The organism is Chitinophaga sp. NPDC101104 (assembly GCF_050277495.1).
Classification (GTDB): Bacteria; Bacteroidota; Bacteroidia; order Chitinophagales; family Chitinophagaceae; genus Chitinophaga.
Genome location: NZ_JBNNSF010000001.1, coordinates 979,534 through 996,526 on the forward strand (window position 1 = coordinate 979,534; position 16,993 = coordinate 996,526).

Here is a 16,993-nt window from a genome sequence, read left to right on the forward strand (position 1 = left end):
TGAAGATAGGGATTAATCCATCTTCATGTTGTTCAGCAATTCGATTACTTTTTCTTTTTTCAAAATGAGGTAACCGATCTTTTCTTTCGCGATGCCATCGCGCAGCTCGTAAGTAAAATGCAGGTTGTCGTCGATGACTTCCGACTGGAAATACTTGAAAATGATCTTCGGCTCTTCCCGCAACTCTTCCGCGATTTCGTAGAGGTGGGTCGATAGAATGTAGAGGCAGCGCCGGTTCTGGAGCAATCCGCGGATCACGGCGAGGGAACAGTTTTTCGCGTCTTCCACGTTCGTGCCCTTGAACATTTCATCGATCAGGATCAGCCAGTTTTTGCCGTCGCTGATTTTGATGATGGTATTTTTGATGCGCTGAACTTCGTTGTAGAAATAACTTTCGCCCTTGAAGATGTTGTCTTTCACGTCGATGTTCGACAGGATGCCGTGGAAGAAGCTCAGGGTCATGGACTGTGCCGGTACCCCCATGCCCAGGTGCGCCAGGAACACGGAAATCCCCACGGCCTTGATGAACGTCGTCTTGCCCGCCATATTCGCACCGGTAAGGAATATAAACCCTCTGTCCGGCTCCATCGTTACATCGTACGCCACGGGCTGCGGCAGAATGAGATGATACAATTGTTTGATGGCGATGTGCGGTTTGATCTCTTCCGTGAACGAGGGGAAATGCAATCCGAACCGCAGGATGGCCTGCGCCATGCTCTGGTACGCATCCAGCTGCGTATAGATTTCCGTCAGCTCCCACAATACTTTTTTATACTTCTTGCGGATGGCACGGTCGTACCTAAGGATCTCGCGGGAATTGAGCGCCCCGTCGTCGTCCAGCTGCACGATGGCGTGGAATTCGTCTTTGTTGATGAGCACGCGCGCCCTTTCCAGCAACATGCGGAGATTGGTGGGCGCCGTTTCGATATCGATTTCCTCCGTGAGCGAACGGAACCCGCGGATGAGGTTGAGCAGTTGTTCGAACGAGAATTTGATGAACCCGAAATCCGGCGCGTAGATCGTTTTGGTGACGATGGTGTTGATGTACAAGGCCAGTCCGCCGCTGCTCGAGATCGGCTCGATATCCGCGTTCAGGTAATTCTCCACTACCACGATGGTGCCGTTGCTGATGGCTTTGGGCCAGGCTTTCTCGTTCTCCAGCAGGTATTGCAGCATTTGCTGGCGGTTGTGGATGGAGGCGATGTCTTTCAGCGGCTGGCCGAACAGTTTGCGCAGGTATTCCCGCCCGCCGGCAGTGGTGGTGAAATCCAGTTTGTGGAATAGCGAGTATTCGTCTTCACGGTTGAAGATCGAAAGGTCGAGGTAGGTTGTTTTGTCCAGCTCCATGCACAGGCGTTTTCGTGAAATTACAATGAATCAATCTAACGGGAAAGATGCCGGCCCCGGAATTTTCCATAAAAAAAAGCGCCGCCGATGCCGGGGCGCTTCGTGTATGGATGGGTTGAGATCCGCTTAGGCGTTGAATAACAGGCGTTGGCCGCACTGTTGTTCGTTGAACGTCCCGTTTTCGTAGGCGAGGTGCCCGCTCACGAAAGTATGGGTCACGGCTGCGGGGAAGGCATGCCCTTCGAAGGGGCTCCAGCCGCATTTGTAGTAAATGTTGTCTTTGGAAACATTGGTGGCGGCGTTCAAATCCACGATCACGGCATCGGCCCAATACCCTTCGCGCAAAAATCCTCTTTCGCGGATGCGGAAACATTCTGCCGGCGCGTGGCTCATCTTGCGCACGAGCTGCTCGATGGTAAAACGCCCTGCCTTCACCTGTTCCAGCATCATGAGCAGGCTGTGCTGCACGAGGGGAACGCCGGAAGGCGCCTGCAGGTAGGGCTGTTGTTTCTCATCCCAAGTATGCGGCGCATGATCGGTGGCGATAATGTCCAGCCGGTCGTCCAGCAAGCCTTTCCACAGGGCTTCGCGGTTGCTGGCGGCTTTGATGGCGGGGTTGCATTTGATGAGGTTGCCGTATTGCGCATAATCGTCGGCCGAAAACCAGAGGTGATGCACGCATACTTCCGCCGTGATCCGTTTTTCGGACAGCGGTTTCATGTTGCTGAAAAGCTGCAGCTCCTTTTCGGTGGAAATATGAAGGATGTGCAGCCGCGAGTTGTGCTTCATGGCGAACTGAACGGCTACGAGCGACGATTCAAAGCAGGCTTCCTCGTTGCGGATCAGCGGATGGTCGGCCGCGGTGAGCTGGTCGCCTTTCGCTTTTTTGAATTCCTCCATGTTGTGGCGGATGATCTTTTCGTCTTCGCAATGCGTGGCGATGAGGAGCTCCGTTCCGCCGAATATTTTCTCCAGGGTAAGGAAATTGTCGACGAGCATGTTGCCGGTAGACGAGCCCATGAATATTTTCACGCCGCAAACGCGGTCTTTCTTGGCGTTGGTTTTCAGTACTTCCTCGGCATTGTCGTTGGCTACGCCCATGAAAAAGCTGTAGTTGGCGAGGGAAGTGCGGGCGGCGATGTCGTATTTTTCTTCGAGGCGTTCCTGGGTAACGGCTTCGGGCTTGGTGTTGGGCATTTCCATGAAGGAAGTGGTGCCCCCGGCCACGGCGGCCCTGGCTTCGTGGCGGATGTCTGCCTTATGGGTGAGGCCGGGCTCGCGGAAATGCACCTGGTCGTCGATGACGCCGGGCAGGAGGTGTTTGCCCGTTCCGTCGATTTCGCGGCCGGTTTCCCCGATCTGCGGCGCAATTTTTTCGATGCGGCCGTTGCGGATGAGGACGTCGCCCACGGTGGTGGACCCTTCGTTAACGATGGATATATTCTTGATGATGGTGTTTTGCATGCCGCAAAGGTAAATATTTTTACCCTTGCAGATGGATGGAAAACACGATGGTGCGGGTATTGAGCTGGTCGAGGACGCGGGAGTAGCGGAGGTTCGGGTCTTTCACGTGCACATTGTTCAAACCGTTGCTGATCTTGAATTCGGGGGTGAAGATGAAGGAGGGGAAGTAAATCTCGAAGCCGGCGCCCACTTCGTATCCGTAGGCGGTCTTGTTGATTTTCACGAGATCCTCCGCCCGGCGGAGCCCTTTGTTGGATGCCAGGTCGTAATCGAGCTTCATCCCGGCGATCGTGTATACGCGGAGGTTGCCGATGCGGTCGGATTTGAATTTGATCTGGAGGGGGAAGGAAGCGGTGATGGATTCCACTTTCTTTTCGGTGGACCGTTCGGGATAGTTTTCCTTGTAATAGAGGTTTTTATTGGCGAAGAACAGTTGCGGATTGAAGCGGAGGTCGAACCGGTGGTTGAACCGGAGGTTCGCCAGCAGGCCAACGTTGAAGCCGATGGTCTTGAGGGGCTCGGCAACCATGATGGAATCCTGGCGCAGGAAAATATCGCTGTGGGTGAGGCGCAGGTGGCTTTGGTTCACCGCGAGGGTGATGCCGAAATAATAGGGTTTGCCGTCGTGCTCTTCCATATTGAGCTGCGCCCTGGCGGGCAGTGCTGCCAGGAAGAAAACGGCCAGTGTCAGCGGGTGGCGCAGTAAACGGAACAGATCCCGAAAGTAAGCGTTTTGCATGTAACGTCTTGAAAACCAACTTTTTTAAGGATATCGCACATCTCCTGGCCTTGCGGCATCTCTTTCACGGAACTCGGGAGGTACGAATAGGCCGCTTTGTTGCGGGCTACGAGCTTCCCGATCGTCGGTGTAATATAACGAAAATAAAAATTATATAATTGTTTGACGGGGAAAGCTGTCGGGTTGGAGAATTCGAGGATAACGGCCATGCCGCCTGGTTTGAGGACGCGGCACATTTCGCCGAGGCCTTTGGCCAGGTTTTCGAAGTTCCGGACGCCGAAAGCCGCCGTTATGGCATCAAACGTTGCATCGGGAAAACTTATTGTTTCGGAGTCGCCCGTTTGCAGGGTGATTTTATCGCTGAAACCGGCTTTCGCTACTTTTTCCCGGCCGATCTCGAGCATGCCTTCTGAAATATCGATGCCGGTGATATGGTCGGGGGCGAGCATCCGTTGGGCCATGATGGCCACATCACCGGTGCCGGTGGCTACGTCGAGCAGGGATTTGGGGGCCAGGGGCTTCAGTTTCCGGAGGGCTACTTTCCGCCACCAGACGTCGATCCCGAGGCTCATGAAATGGTTCATGAAATCGTAGCGGCCGGCAATATCGTTGAACATGCTGGCCATCTGCTCCTTCTTGCTTAATTTTGACCCTTCAAAAGGAACCACTTTCTGTACGTCTTTGCTCGTCATAATGGGGCAAAGGTAACAGAGGGGCCGCAAATGGAAAAATTATGGTGATCAAATCTGCAGAATACCTCATCAGTAACGTCGACTGGCAAAAATGCCCTGTGGCCGACAAACCGGAATACGCCTTCATCGGCCGTTCCAACGTCGGGAAATCGAGCCTGATCAACTTGCTGACCAGCAGGGAAAAACTGGCGAAAACCTCGGGTACGCCGGGCAAAACGCAGCTGATCAACCACTTCCTGATCAATAATCAATGGTACCTGGTGGATTTGCCGGGATATGGCTTCGCCAAGGTATCGCAGGGGCAGCGGAAATCGTGGGAGCGGATGATCGAGGATTATTTGCGGAAAAGACCGAACCTCATGAATGTGTTCGTGCTGATAGACAGCCGGCATACGCCGCAGAAGATCGATATCGATTTCATCAACCAGCTCGGGGAGTGGAACATTCCGTTCCAGCTGGTGTTCACGAAGGCAGACAAAAATACGCAGCTGGAAACCAGCCGTAATACGAAAGCATTTCTCAACAAGCTGCGCGAAACATGGCAGTTCCTGCCCGCAAGCTATGTCACTTCTACTGTAAAAAAGACGGGCCGCGATCAGATCCTGGCGTTTATCGAGGAAATGAACGCGCGTTTCCAGGGAATCGCCTAATTCACGATCTTGTTGGCGCAGGAACTGCTGGCGAAGGCTTCCGGCTTGGCCTTGAAGGCGAAGCCCATCCCCAGGATGTAGCCCATGGCCTCGCGTAGCGCCAGGTTGCTCTTGAACTGCGGATTGGTGTTGATGTCCGCATGCACTTCCATGTCCACATCATAATCGGTGAACAGGTCGCACAGTTCATAGGCGATCTCGATGCTGCGGGCCACTTCCACGAGCATCCGCTCCTTGATGGAATAAACGTCCCGCGTTTTTTCGTTGTGGATGAACATGAACCCGCCATGGCCTTCGCGCAGGAAGACGATCACGGTGGCGAATTCGGTTTCCAGGCCCTTGACCTGCGAATCCGTACCGATGCAGACCTTTAATTTGTGCCCACGACCGGTTTCCCGGACGATGGCACGCCGCACTTCCTCCTTAATGGGCAGGTGAATGGGTTCACCATTGAATCTTCTCCATTTCATACAGGAATGTTTTAACGGTGATGCGTAAACGATGTGCCTTGCTGATAGTCTTTGTGCCGGTCTCCTGGGTTAAGCCTTTGTATTTGGAATTATTCGAATATACGAAATTTAACTGCAGCGTGATCGTGTCCGGCAGCGAGGGGTGCGGTTTGGGGAAATCGTGTGGATTGTGAAGGTCAGAATTGCCCGGTGCTCAGCAGCACAAGGGTGCAGGCCTGTTGGGGGATGATACCGTTTTCCCGGGCCAGGGTTTCGAGTTCCGGGTTTTCGGTGCCGGGGTTGAAGATGATCCTTTTCGGATGGAGGCTGAGGATGTAATCGTAATACTGCACCTGGTTCAGGGGATTGAGGTACAGCGTCACCGTATCCACACCGCTCAGCGCCGGATGTTCGTCTGTAATCGGCGTATCGCCGATGGAACCGGCGCGCTTGCCGATGGCCGTAACCGGGTGGCCATGCGCCCGGAGGCGCGTAACGGCCAGATATCCGTATCGTTCGGGATTGGGCGAAGCGCCGAGCACAACCGTGTGTTTAGGTGTATCCATACTGTAAAGTTAAGGTTCCGGGGAATGGCGCGCAAAAGTTATACCACCCTTAGAAAAGATGGTACCGTTTGCGGGGTAAGGCGCCCTTCACCTGCTGCAACGCCCCCTCCAGCCCGGGATACCTGAACGCATAACCGGCCTCCAGTGCACGGACGGGCAATACCCACCTGCTTTTCAGCAAAAGCTCCGTTTCCGTCCCGATCAGTGCCGCGCCGATGTGTAACATCCAGGCAGGTGCGGGCAACCCGAAATGATGTCCGCAGACTTTCCGCAAAATGGCCGTAAAGCCCCGGTTGTCTGTCGGCTGCGGAGAACTGCAATTATACACCCCGTTGCATTCCCCGTGTTCCATGAAAAATTCCAGCATCCCCGCTACATCGGCGATATGCACCCAGCTGAATTTCTGTTTGCCGCTGCCCTGATGCCCGCCCAGTCCGAATTTCAGAAGGTTAAGGTAAGGTTCCATCACACCGCCCTGTGCACCGATCACGATCGCCATGCGGAGGATCACTTTCCGCGTGCCGGGCGTTTCCTGCCGGTTGAAAACGCTTTCCCAGCGCTGGCATACCTGTACGGAGAAGTCGCTGTGGAATTCGCCGGTATATTCGTCCATGGGCCGGTCTTCGGCATGCCGGTAAATCGTGGCGGATGCGGCATTTACCCATAAGGCCGGCGGTTTGCCGCAGCGGCGGACGGCCTCGCCCAGCGCTTCGGTGCTGCGGGTCCTGCTGTCGAAAATCTCGTTCTTATTGGCAGCAGTGTACCGGCAGTTGACGCTTTTGCCGCAGAGATTGAGGAGCAGGTCGGCGCCGTCGAGCGCAGTAGCCCAATCGCCCAAAGTGGCGCCGTCCCAATGGAGGTAGGTAACATTGCCATGCGCCGGGGGCGCCGGTTGGCTGCGGGTCAGGATAACGATGAAGTTGTTCACTCCCCATTCCTCCACCAGTCCTTTCCCGATGAAACCGGCGCCGCCGGCGATGACAATTCTTTTATTTTTCATGATGATTGAAAATTCAGAAACAATTGAAATATACGATCAGATGAGTATCCATCTTTGGAATGTCCTTAATAAATCAGCGGATCACTTTCATGAGGGTGCTGTAGAACCAGTTTTCTTCCGACTTGATGAACGCGTTGAGAGCGGCGTCTGTCTGGTGGGCGAATTTCTGGATATTCTGCATCGTGTCGCGGAAGGCGCGGACGTTTTTGTCTTTCGGGTCCCCTTCCACTTTACTGAGTTGGAGGAGGACTTTCAGGATGGGGTCGAGCTCGCGTTTTTTCCTTTCCCTGGCGATGGCGGTCCCTACTTTCCAGATATCTTTTTCGGCGACGAAGAATTCTTTTCTTTCGCCGGGCACGAGTACTTTTTCCACGATTCCCCAGTTCATCAGTTCCCGCACGTTCATGTTGACGTTCCCGCGCGAGATATCGAGGCCGGTCATAATGTCTTCGGCGCTCAGGGGCTCGGGAGCGATCAGCAGCAGCGCGTGGATCTGGGCCATGGTGCGGTTCACGCCCCACTGGGCGCCCAACAATCCCCATGTCTGGATGAACTGCGCTTTGGCTTCTGGCAATTTCATATATCAAATGTAGGGTAAGTTATTGAACTTTCAAAACTTTTTGAAAATTAAATGGGTGTGGGAACGGGAACGATATTGGAAAGGTGTTTCCCATCGGGGAGGCCATAAGGGGGAATCCGCACTGGCAATAAAAAAGCGCCTCCCGCTGGGGAGGCGCTGTATGGCAGATGATTGTTGCTTTGGTTATACCAGCATGTTCACCGGGTTCTCGAGGAAGTTCTTCACGGTAACGAGGAAGCGGGAACCTACAGCGCCGTCTACCGTACGGTGGTCGCAGCTGAGGGTAACTTTCATCACGTTGGTGGTTTTGAACTGTCCTTTATCGGCAACCACGATCTCCTTGATGGCGCCAACTGCGAGGATGGCGGAATCGGGGGAGTTGATGATGGCGGTGAACGATTCGATGCCCATCATACCCAGGTTAGACACCGTGAAGGTATTGCCGGAGTAATCGTTGGGCTGGAGTTTCTTGTTTTTGGCTTTATCGGCCAGGGATTTGGCTTCCGCAGCGATCTGGGAGAAGCTTTTCTGGTCGGCGAAGCGGATCACGGGAACGATCAGGCCTTCATCCACGGCAACGGCGGAACCTACGTGGATGTGCTGGTTGTAGCGGATCACGTCTCCTCTCCAGCTGCTGTTTACGTCAGGATGCTGGCGGAGGGCCATGGCGCAGGCCTTGATGACCATATCGTTGAAGGAAACCTTGGCGGGGGAGATTTTATTGATGGCTTCGCGGGCTGCCATGGCGTTGTCCATGTTGATTTCCATGGTCAGGTAGAAGTGCGGCGCCTGGAATTTGCTTTCGCTCAGGCGGCGTGCGATGGCTTTGCGCATCTGGCTAACGGGCACTTCGTTGAAGCTTTCTTCACCGATGGCGGCGAAGGCGGCCACCTGCGGAGCGGGGGCACCGGCTGCGGGCGCGGCGGCAGGTGCAGCGGGAGCTGCTTTACCGGGCACGAAGCTGTCTACGTCGCGTTTAACGATACGGCCATTGTCGCCGGAACCGGGTACCTGGTTGATATCGATCCCTTTTTCTTCTGCCAGCTTGCGGGCCAGGGGAGAAGCTTTCACGCGGCCATCCGCAGATGTTGCGGCGGGAGCGGAAGCTGCAGGGGCCGATGCTGCTGCGGGAGCGGCTGCGGTTTGGGCGGGGGCGGCGGGCGCTGCACCACCGGATTGCTCGGCGGCGAGGATGGCGTCCACATTGGTGCCTTTCTTGCCGACGATGGCGATGATGCCGTTTACTTTGGCGACATTCCCTTCGGGGATGCCGATATGGAGAAGCGTACCATCTGCATACCCGATCACTTCCATGGTCGCCTTGTCGGTTTCCACTTCGGCGAGCACGTCGTCAGATTTTACGGTATCGCCCACTTTTTTATTCCAGGCTACGATCTTGCCTTCCGTCATGGTATCGCTCAGGAGCGGCATGCGGATCACGGTAGCGTTTTTGAGGGCTTCGTCCAGCGCGCCTTTATCAGCAGCGGGAGCTGCGGCGGCAGGAGCGGCTGCTTCGGCCTTGGGAGCGGGAGCGGCGGCCTGGGCTGCAGGAGCAGCGCCTCCGTCGAGGAGCGATTTGAAATCTTCTCCCGGTTTGCCGATGATGGCGATGATCTCGTTCACCTTAGCGGCTTTCCCTTTTTCCACGCCGATGTATAATACGGTTCCGTCCACGTATGGCATAACCTCCATGGTCGCCTTGTCGGTTTCCACTTCGGCAATTACATCGTCCGATTTTACGGTATCGCCTACCTTTTTATGCCATTCCGCGATCACCCCTTCTGTCATCGTATCACTTAAAAGGGGCATTCTGATAACTTCTGCCATAGTGTTTCTTCGAAATTTTGCCCAAACCTACAAGTTTTTGCGCAAAAACGCAAAGGATGCAGTGTAAGGGAGTTTAAAAATAGTCGTTCCCAATTGGGATGTTACGTTAAAAATCGAGTTCCATGTTGAGACGTTCGCGCAGTTCCTTTACCAGGGGGTATTTTTCCATCATACGTACAAATTGTTCCTTGCTGGAGAGCGGTACCGGGCCGGTATCTTCTTCAGACTGGCGCGTTTCGTCGAGCGAAAGGGTCAGAATGAGGTCCTTATTCCGGAATTTCTGCTTGAAAAACTCGGAAATTTCGAGTTTTTCCTCTTCCATGAATCGGTACTGAACGATGTTCCTGCTGGTGATATTGATCTCTTCAGGGCCTTTCAGCTCGGTTTGGGCCAGCTGGAGGTTGCCTACCACGGTCATTTTATTGGCTTGCCTGAACCGGTCGATGAATTCGTCCCAATACACGGCAACGGCGCCGGCGGTAAGGGGGATGGCTTCTTTTACGGCGGCGTTGGCGTTTTGCTGCTGTTTGGCGGCCAGGGCTTCCTTCATGGCGGCGAGCCCGGTCAGTTTGGGCTTCGGCGCGCCATTCCCCGCTGCGGGCGGGGGCGTAGCCGCAACCGGGGTGGGCGCGGGCGCGGGTTTCGGGGCTGGCGGCGTGGGGGCCGGTGCCTGAACGGGCGGCACGGGTTGTGCGGGCTTTGCCGCGCCAGACTCGATGGTGAGCTTGGGCTCCTGCGGCGTGATCGTTTTGCTGGTGGCCGGTTTGCCGTAGATCGGCGTGGGGAGCGGGGCCCTCAGGCGCTGGGGAGCCCCTTCAGGAATCAAGTTTTTTTTTACCACTTCGCCCGTCTGTTCATTGCTCACGAGCGTCACCGCCTGCTGGAGGTAACACAGCCGGATAAGGGCCATTTCCACATGCAGGCGCTTGTTTCGCGCCATCCGGTACCCGATTTCGGTATCGTTCAGCAATTGCAGGGCCGTTACGATGAAAGGCGCGCTCAGGCGGCCGCTCATCTGGCGGTAGCGGTCTTTCAGGTTGGCAGACACTTCCATGAGGTGGAGCACCTTTTCATCCTTGCAAACCAATAAGTTGCGCAGGAACTCGGCCAGGCCGCCCAGGAAGTTGTCGCCCTCGAAACCCTTTTGCAGGATTTCGTCGAATATCAGCAGCGAGCCCGCGATATCCTGGTTCAGTACCCCTTCCATGATCCGGAAGAAGTAGTCGTAATCGAGGATATTGAGGTGCTCGAGGGTATTTTGATAGGTAAGCTGCCCGCCGGTAAAGCTCACGATCTTGTCCAGCGTACTGAGCGAATCGCGCATGCAGCCGTCCGTTTTCTGGGCGATGAGGTGCAGGGCGTCTCCCTCTGCGGAAAGCTGTTCTTTATTTACGATCTCCTGCAGATGGTCTACCGTGTCCTGGATCGTGATCCGCCGGAAGTCGAAAATCTGGCAGCGGGACAGGATGGTGGGCAGGATTTTGTGCTTTTCGGTGGTGGCGAGGATGAAGATGGCGTAAGACGGCGGTTCTTCGAGCGTTTTCAGGAACGCGTTGAAGGCCGACGAGCTGAGCATGTGCACCTCATCTATGATATATATCTTGTATTTACCGGCCTGGGGGGCAAAGCGCACCTGGTCTACCAGGGTCCGGATATCGTCTACCGAGTTATTGGACGCGGCGTCGAGCTCATGGATGTTGAAAGAGCTGCCTTCGTTGAACGTGCGGCAGGAATTGCATTCGTTACACGCTTCGCCGTCTGCCTGGAGGTTCTCGCAGTTGATCGTCTTGGCGAGGATCCTGGCGCAGGTGGTTTTACCCACGCCCCTGGGCCCGCAAAACAGGAAGGCATGCGCCAGCTGGTTATTGCGGATGGCATTCTTGAGAGTGGTGGTGATGTGGGCCTGGCCTACTACCGTCGAGAAGTTCTGTGGGCGGTACTTACGGGCCGATACGATAAAATTTTCCATGATGGGCGTCGCTCCTTTCCAAAAGTCGAAAGTAACGCAAAAAATAGGAAGTAAAAAGTTGGAAAACGAAAACCGGCCATGGAGGCCGGTTTTCGTAATATCTTCCCTTACTGGACGATGGGGTGCCGTTTAAACTCCCGCTGCCGGTCGAACAGGTACCGGAAAGTGGTCAGTTTCCGGCTGTGGAAGCCGCCCAGGCTTTCGGCCACATTGAGCATTTTAGGGTTCCAGTCGCCGATCCATTGCATTTCATATTGATCGTACCGCTTCCGGGGCTGGATGCGTTTGGCGCCTTCCACGATCATATAGGAATCGACCCCTTTGCCCTGGAACTCCGGTACCACGCCAAACACCAGCCCGGTAAATTTCCGGCAGGCGCCCGTCATCTTCAGCCAGAGGAACTGCAATTTCTGCAACAGGCCGAATTTGCCGTGCATATGCTTGAAGTACTGGTTGAGGTCGGGGAGGTTGAGCCAGCAGGCAACGGGCTCGTTGTTATGATACACGAACCAGACGATCTCCTCGTCCATCACCGGTTTCATTTTCCGGAAGATGAGGACGGCCTGTTCCCGGCTCATTTCCTTATTGCCGCCATGACCGGCCCAGGCTTTGTTGTAGACGGTCACGAAATCGCCGGCGAATTTATCCAGCTGGTCTTTCCGGAGATGCCTTGCCTCGAAGGCCGGGTCTGCCGCGACGGCTGCGTGGCGGGCATGGAACTTGTTTTTTAATGTGGTCCCCTGCACGTCGAGCCCGAAGCAGATCTGGTTGAAAAATGGCAAAAAGCCATAATTTTCAAACAGGGTTTTGTAGTACGGGGGATTGTACGCCATGCCGAAAGGCGGTTCCACGAACCCTTCCACCTGCAAGCCCCACCATCGGTCGCGGTCCCCGAAATTGATGGGCCCGTCCATCGCCTCCATCCCTCTTTCGGCCAGCCAGGCCTTGGCGGTATCGAACAAAAGATCGGCCGCTGCCTGGTCATTGACGCAGTCGAAAAAGCCGACGCCGCCGACGGGGAAATCGTCTCCCATGGTTTTATATCGCTTGTTCACGAACGCGGCGATGCGGCCGGTGAGCCTTCCCTGTTCGTCTTCCATCACCCAGCGGATGGCTTCCCCGGACCGGAATGCCTTGTTTTTTTCCGGGTTGAAAACATCCTCGATGTCTTTATCGAGCGGTTGGATCCAGCCTTCCTTGTCCTGGTTCAGCGTTACATGTACCTGGAGGAATGCCCGTGCTGTGGTTTCGTCGTTTACCGGTTTTATTTTCATCTGGGACATAGGTGCAAAAATAAAATATATTGGAATCCGTTATTCATCCGGGCGGATTTTAGGAATGCAAAGTAATGGAAATCATATTTCGCCCCATAAAAATCCCGTTTGAAATGCGAACTTATCCATCCGCCACAATTAACGTTTCGTTTAGCTTTCCCCTACTATTTTTATGGAATAACTGAACCCGTGCATCCCGTTTATACCGCCCCATGGTGGTTTACGCAGTTGAGACCTGAAAAATACATTCCGACATACCCTTGATTCATACCACACACCGTTCTGTTATGTTAAAAAAGAAATGGTGGCTCATTGCTACCCTCCTGTTTGTTTGTGCCTTGATAGGCTTTTTCATGTTCGGGAAGAAGGCGGAAGGCCCCGGCGCCCGCGCTACCGTGAAAAAAGATATGTTCCGCGACATCGTGGCCAGCCCCGGCGAGCTCATGGCGGAAAACACCGTTTACATCCAGGGCCCCCCGCTCCAGGCCAACCAGATCTATGAAGACGTCAAGATCCAGGACATGGTTGCGGAAGGCATCACCGTGAAGGAAGGCGATTACATCGCCACCCTCGACCCCGCGGTGGTCAATAAGAAAATCGGCGACGTGACCATGGAGCTCGACCGCGCCAATACCACCCTGTCCCAAACCGCGCTCGACACTACGCTTCAGCTCCGCGAATCGCGCGATGCCATCACCAACCAGGTGTTTGGCCTGGAACAGAAACAGATCGCCCTGCAACTGAGCAAATTCGAACCGCCCGCCACCATCCGCCAGGCGGAGCTCGATCTCGACAAAGCCCGCCGCGACCTCCAGCAGCTCGAAGAAAAACACAAGATCAAGGAACGGCAAAGCATCGCCAAAATGGAACAGGCCCAGCGCGATGTGGCCCGCCATCAAAAGAACCTCGCCAACCTCGAGGAACTGAAAGGCAAATTCACCATCAAAGCCCCGAAAAACGGACTGCTGGTTTATGTGAACGATTGGTCGCAGGGCGGGAAGAAAAAATCCGGCTCCTCCATCCGCAGCTGGGACCCCAACCTCGCCATGCTCCCCGATCTCTCCAGCATGCTTTCCAAAACCTACATCAACGAAGTCGATATCAGCAAGATCAAAAAAGGACAGAAAGTGACCATGGGCCTCGATGCCTTCCCGGAAGTGAAACTCACCGGCATCGTATCCTCCGTCGCCAACATCGGCGAAAACAGGCCGGGATCGAACGCAAAGGTGTTTGAGGTGATGATCAAGCTCGAAAAAGTGGATTCGATCCTCAAACCGGGGATGACCACTTCCAACAATATCCTCATCAACGAAGTCCCGGGCAAACTGACCATCCCCCTGGAAAGCGTATTCAGCGAGAAATCGAAAAGCTACGTGTACCTGCGCAAAGGCAACGCCATCGAAAAGCGCGAAGTGTCGCTGGGCAAGAGCAACGACGAAGTCGTGATCGTGGAAAAAGGCCTGGCGGCGGGAGACGAGATCTTCATGTCGGAACCGGCATCCGCCAAGGAAAACGCCATCGTACCCATCAAATAACCCCTAAAACCGCCACACATGCAGCAATTATGGGGTACCCGTAATTCCAATAACCTGCGCATCGCGCTGGATTCCCTCGTGGCCAACCGGCTGCGATCGTTCCTCACCGCGCTGGGCATCATCTTCGGCGTAGGCGCCGTGATCGCCATGCTCGCCATCGGCCGCGGCGCGAAGGAAGAGATCATGAACCAGATGAAACTGGTCGGGGTCAACAATATCGTCATCAAGCCCGTCACCGAAAAAAAGGAAGAAGAAGAGAAGGAAGGTACGGAACAGAAAAAGCCCGCCGGACAGGAAACGAAGCAGAAGTTCTCCAAAGGCCTCAGCCTGGCCGACGCGCATTCCATCCTGAAAATGGTGCCCACCGTGGAAGCCATCAGCGCAGAGATGATCCTCGAACAGGACATTATCTATAAAAGCAAAAGCAAAAAGCTGAAAACGGTGGGCGTGGAGCCGTCGTTTTTCGCCCTCAACAACATCGGGCTGGCCGAAGGAAAGATGTTCAACGAGCAGCAACTGGGCCGGGGCGAAGGCGTGTGCATCATCGGCGCCGGCGTGAAACGGAAGTTCTTTTTGTCGGAAGACCCCGTCGGCAAAGACATCAAGATCGGCCAGCAATGGCTCCGCGTGATCGGGGTGACCGACGAAAAGCTCATCAGCAGCGCCACGAAAGAAAACCTCGGCATCCGCGACTACAACATGGATGTCTACATCCCCATCCAGACGGCCCTGCTCCGCTACCGCAACCCCGCGTTCCGGATTTCGGAAAACCGTTGGGAAAGAGATGAAAATCCGCCTCCGGCGCACCAGCTCGACCAGCTCATCGTGAAAGTCCATGACCCGGAGCAGCTCACCGAATCGGCCGGCATCATCAGCCGGATGCTGAAACGGCGGCATTCCGAAGTGGAGGATTTCGAAGTAACGATCCCGGAACAGCTCCTCAAGCAGCAGCAGAAAACGAAAGACGTGTTCAATATCGTACTGAGCGCCATCGCGGGGATTTCGCTGCTGGTGGGCGGTATCGGCATCATGAACATCATGCTGGCATCGGTATTGGAGCGGACCAAAGAGATCGGGATCCGCATGGCGCTGGGCGCGCAGAAGCGGGACATCGTCATGCAATTCCTCTTCGAAGCCGTGCTCATCAGTCTTTGCGGCGGCATCATCGGGATACTGCTCGGCGTGGCCGGTGCTTATTTCGTGGACAAAGTGGCCGACATCAAGACCATCATTTCCGCCATTTCCATCCTGTTATCCTTTGTGCTGGCGTCGTCCGTAGGATTGATCTTCGGGATCTCCCCGGCACGGAAGGCCGCTAACCAGAACCCAATTGAATGTTTACGCCATGCTTAAAAAACTGATCCTTTCCGCCGTGGTGGCGGCGGCCCTTATACCTGCGGCCCGTGCGCAGCAATCGTTGCACCTCAAAGACGTTATTTCCCTGGCACAGCGCAACTCGCCCTCGTTCTATCGCGCGCAGAGCCGCGCACTCAACTCGCTGTATGCCTACCGGTATTTCAAATCGGGCCAAATGCCGCAGCTGGCGCTGAACTTCAACAACAGCAGCAGTTTGCTCGGTGAAACGGTGGAAGTGCTGCAGCCGGACGGGAAGATAGAATACATCCGGAGGAAGACCTCCAACACCTCGCTGGGGCTCGGTTTGCGCCAGAATGTGCCCTGGACCGGGGGCTCTTTTTCCGTAAGGTCGGACCTCAGCCGGTTCGATGTGTTCGGCGACCTGTCGTCCCAAAACTACCTGGCCACGCCGTTTTCCATCAACTACAACCAGCCGTCGGTCGTGTACAACCCTTTCCGCTGGGAGCGCATGATCGCCCCCATCATGTACGATGAAAGCAAGCGCCAGTATGTGGAAGACCTGGAAGTGGTGGGGCTCGACGGCGCTTCGTATTTCTTCGCCGCTCTCAATGCGCAGGTACAGGTGAAGATCTACCAGCAGAACGTCGACAACACGGACACCCTGTACAAAATTTCCAAAGGCCGGTTCGACCTGGGGAAGATCGCAGAGAACGAATTGCTGCAGATCGAATTGAGTTTGCTTAATGCCCGCAACACCCTCGAGCAGTCGACCCTCCAGAAAGAAATGGCTTACCAGGAACTGAAGCGGTTCCTCAATATGCCGAAAGACGCGGAAATTTCCCTGGCCATGCCCGACGCGGTGCCCCAGTTCGAAGTGCCGCTGGATAAGGCCGTGGCCGAAGCGTCGAGCAACCGGCAGAGCGTGCTGGAATTCCGGCGCCGGCGGCTGGAGGCCAACCGCGATGTGGCGGCGGCCAAGGCGTACAGCGGCTATGAGTTCAACCTGCAGGCGCAGCTTGGCCAGCGGAACAACGACGAAAAACTGCGGAAAGCTTATTCCGGCGGCGAAGTGCAGCAGAACCTGAGCGTAGGCGTGGGCATCCCGATCATGGACTGGGGGCGCGCCCGCAACAGGGTCCGCCAGGCAAAGGCCAACCGCGACCTCATCGAGATAGACGTGCAGCAGGAAGAAAGGAAATTCGAGCAGGAAGTGTATCTCCAGACCCAGCAATTCAACATCCAGAAACGGGTGCTGTCCAGCGCCGCGAAGGCAGATACTATCGCCCGTTTGCGGTATGAGATCACGAAGCAGCGGTATCTCATCGGGAAGATCAGCATCACCGACCTCAACCTCGCGCAGCAGGAAAAAGACCAGGCCACGCAATCGTACATCAGCGCCCTGCGCAGCTTCTGGAACAATTATTATACCCTCCGCCGCCTGACGCTTTTCGATTTCGAGAAAAACGAGAAGATCAGGTACGAATACGACGAACCATAAAAACGGAGCCATATACCAGACGGTGCCGGGTTTTCTACTTTGAAAATCCGGCATTATTTTTTCTGTAGGGCAGGATATGCGTCCCA

At 55.1% G+C, this 16,993-nt stretch carries 15 protein-coding genes; 4 read left to right on the forward strand and 11 right to left on the reverse strand.

The annotated features are described in order from the left end of the window. Positions 1–12 precede the first annotated feature (12 nt). The 4 genes from ACQKLP_RS04175 to ubiE form a co-directional block, all read right to left on the reverse strand. The gene (locus ACQKLP_RS04175) at positions 13–1,347 is read right to left on the reverse strand and encodes a MutS-related protein (protein WP_427320338.1); all 1,335 of its coding nucleotides are present in this window, start codon (positions 1,345–1,347) and stop codon (positions 13–15) included. 126 nt (positions 1,348–1,473) lie between these two features. After that, on the reverse strand, positions 1,474–2,811 hold the full coding sequence (locus ACQKLP_RS04180) for a dihydroorotase (protein ID WP_427320340.1): 1,338 nt from the start codon (positions 2,809–2,811) through the stop codon (positions 1,474–1,476). A gap of 19 nt (positions 2,812–2,830) precedes the next feature. Then, positions 2,831–3,550 (reverse strand): porin family protein, encoded by a 720-nt coding sequence (locus tag ACQKLP_RS04185; RefSeq protein WP_427320342.1) that lies wholly within the window; start codon positions 3,548–3,550, stop codon positions 2,831–2,833. Further along, positions 3,499–4,242: a bifunctional demethylmenaquinone methyltransferase/2-methoxy-6-polyprenyl-1,4-benzoquinol methylase UbiE gene (ubiE, locus tag ACQKLP_RS04190; protein ID WP_423736572.1), complete on the reverse strand. Its 744-nt coding sequence runs from the start codon at positions 4,240–4,242 to the stop codon at positions 3,499–3,501. The genes ACQKLP_RS04185 and ubiE overlap by 52 nt, the downstream gene beginning before the upstream one ends. A 41-nt stretch (positions 4,243–4,283) precedes the next feature. Between ubiE and yihA the strand changes: the two genes are divergently transcribed. Beyond that, positions 4,284–4,892: a ribosome biogenesis GTP-binding protein YihA/YsxC gene (gene yihA, locus ACQKLP_RS04195; RefSeq protein ID WP_427320345.1), complete on the forward strand. Its 609-nt coding sequence runs from the start codon at positions 4,284–4,286 to the stop codon at positions 4,890–4,892. On the opposite strand, the gene ACQKLP_RS04200 is transcribed toward yihA, so the two are convergent. From ACQKLP_RS04200 to ACQKLP_RS04230, 7 genes are all read right to left on the reverse strand, one after another. Beyond that, positions 4,889–5,362: a ribonuclease H-like YkuK family protein gene (locus tag ACQKLP_RS04200; protein WP_126244957.1), complete on the reverse strand. Its 474-nt coding sequence runs from the start codon at positions 5,360–5,362 to the stop codon at positions 4,889–4,891. The genes yihA and ACQKLP_RS04200 overlap by 4 nt on opposite strands. Positions 5,363–5,538: 176 nt before the next feature. Continuing rightward, on the reverse strand, positions 5,539–5,907 hold the full coding sequence (locus tag ACQKLP_RS04205) for a CoA-binding protein (RefSeq protein WP_427320347.1): 369 nt from the start codon (positions 5,905–5,907) through the stop codon (positions 5,539–5,541). Between the two features lie 49 nt (positions 5,908–5,956). Further along, a complete protein-coding gene (locus ACQKLP_RS04210) occupies positions 5,957–6,907 on the reverse strand; it encodes a TIGR01777 family oxidoreductase (RefSeq protein ID WP_427320349.1) in 951 nt (316 codons plus the stop codon). A 73-nt stretch (positions 6,908–6,980) separates the two neighbouring features. After that, on the reverse strand, positions 6,981–7,487 hold the full coding sequence (locus ACQKLP_RS04215) for a GbsR/MarR family transcriptional regulator (RefSeq protein WP_341842796.1): 507 nt from the start codon (positions 7,485–7,487) through the stop codon (positions 6,981–6,983). A 183-nt stretch (positions 7,488–7,670) separates the two neighbouring features. Continuing rightward, the gene (locus tag ACQKLP_RS04220; protein ID WP_427320351.1) at positions 7,671–9,314 is read right to left on the reverse strand and encodes a pyruvate dehydrogenase complex dihydrolipoamide acetyltransferase; all 1,644 of its coding nucleotides are present in this window, start codon (positions 9,312–9,314) and stop codon (positions 7,671–7,673) included. Between the two features lie 106 nt (positions 9,315–9,420). Continuing rightward, entirely contained in the window at positions 9,421–11,283 is a 1,863-nt protein-coding gene (locus tag ACQKLP_RS04225; RefSeq protein ID WP_427320353.1) for a DNA polymerase III subunit gamma/tau, read from the reverse strand. 107 nt (positions 11,284–11,390) lie between these two features. Further along, positions 11,391–12,566, reverse strand: a complete 1,176-nt coding sequence (locus tag ACQKLP_RS04230) for a hypothetical protein (protein ID WP_427320355.1) — start codon at positions 12,564–12,566, stop codon at positions 11,391–11,393. Between the two features lie 278 nt (positions 12,567–12,844). On the opposite strand from ACQKLP_RS04230, the gene ACQKLP_RS04235 reads away from it, so the two are divergent. The 3 genes from ACQKLP_RS04235 to ACQKLP_RS04245 are packed head-to-tail and all read left to right on the forward strand — an operon-like array spanning position 12,845 to position 16,907. Next, entirely contained in the window at positions 12,845–14,092 is a 1,248-nt protein-coding gene (locus ACQKLP_RS04235; RefSeq protein WP_427320357.1) for an efflux RND transporter periplasmic adaptor subunit, read from the forward strand. Between the two features lie 18 nt (positions 14,093–14,110). After that, positions 14,111–15,445 (forward strand): ABC transporter permease, encoded by a 1,335-nt coding sequence (locus tag ACQKLP_RS04240; RefSeq protein WP_427320359.1) that lies wholly within the window; start codon positions 14,111–14,113, stop codon positions 15,443–15,445. Next, complete coding sequence (locus tag ACQKLP_RS04245) at positions 15,438–16,907, forward strand: TolC family protein (protein WP_427320361.1); 1,470 nt, start codon at positions 15,438–15,440, stop codon at positions 16,905–16,907. The genes ACQKLP_RS04240 and ACQKLP_RS04245 overlap by 8 nt, the downstream gene beginning before the upstream one ends. Positions 16,908–16,993: the final 86 nt, after the last annotated feature.

Excerpts from the sequence above, each read along its gene's own strand:
- ACQKLP_RS04175 (WP_427320338.1), bottom strand. The coding sequence starts at position 1,347 with ATGGAGCTGGACAAAACAACCTACCTCGACCTTTCGATCTTCAACCGT.
- ACQKLP_RS04180 (WP_427320340.1), bottom strand. The coding sequence starts at position 2,811 with ATGCAAAACACCATCATCAAGAATATATCCATCGTTAACGAAGGGTCC.
- ACQKLP_RS04185 (WP_427320342.1), bottom strand. The coding sequence starts at position 3,550 with ATGCAAAACGCTTACTTTCGGGATCTGTTCCGTTTACTGCGCCACCCG.
- ubiE (WP_423736572.1), bottom strand. The coding sequence starts at position 4,242 with ATGACGAGCAAAGACGTACAGAAAGTGGTTCCTTTTGAAGGGTCAAAA.
- yihA (WP_427320345.1), top strand. The coding sequence starts at position 4,284 with ATGGTGATCAAATCTGCAGAATACCTCATCAGTAACGTCGACTGGCAA.
- ACQKLP_RS04200 (WP_126244957.1), bottom strand. The coding sequence starts at position 5,362 with ATGAAATGGAGAAGATTCAATGGTGAACCCATTCACCTGCCCATTAAG.
- ACQKLP_RS04205 (WP_427320347.1), bottom strand. The coding sequence starts at position 5,907 with ATGGATACACCTAAACACACGGTTGTGCTCGGCGCTTCGCCCAATCCC.
- ACQKLP_RS04210 (WP_427320349.1), bottom strand. The coding sequence starts at position 6,907 with ATGAAAAATAAAAGAATTGTCATCGCCGGCGGCGCCGGTTTCATCGGG.
- ACQKLP_RS04215 (WP_341842796.1), bottom strand. The coding sequence starts at position 7,487 with ATGAAATTGCCAGAAGCCAAAGCGCAGTTCATCCAGACATGGGGATTG.
- ACQKLP_RS04220 (WP_427320351.1), bottom strand. The coding sequence starts at position 9,314 with ATGGCAGAAGTTATCAGAATGCCCCTTTTAAGTGATACGATGACAGAA.
- ACQKLP_RS04225 (WP_427320353.1), bottom strand. The coding sequence starts at position 11,283 with ATGGAAAATTTTATCGTATCGGCCCGTAAGTACCGCCCACAGAACTTC.
- ACQKLP_RS04230 (WP_427320355.1), bottom strand. The coding sequence starts at position 12,566 with ATGTCCCAGATGAAAATAAAACCGGTAAACGACGAAACCACAGCACGG.
- ACQKLP_RS04235 (WP_427320357.1), top strand. The coding sequence starts at position 12,845 with ATGTTAAAAAAGAAATGGTGGCTCATTGCTACCCTCCTGTTTGTTTGT.
- ACQKLP_RS04240 (WP_427320359.1), top strand. The coding sequence starts at position 14,111 with ATGCAGCAATTATGGGGTACCCGTAATTCCAATAACCTGCGCATCGCG.
- ACQKLP_RS04245 (WP_427320361.1), top strand. The coding sequence starts at position 15,438 with ATGCTTAAAAAACTGATCCTTTCCGCCGTGGTGGCGGCGGCCCTTATA.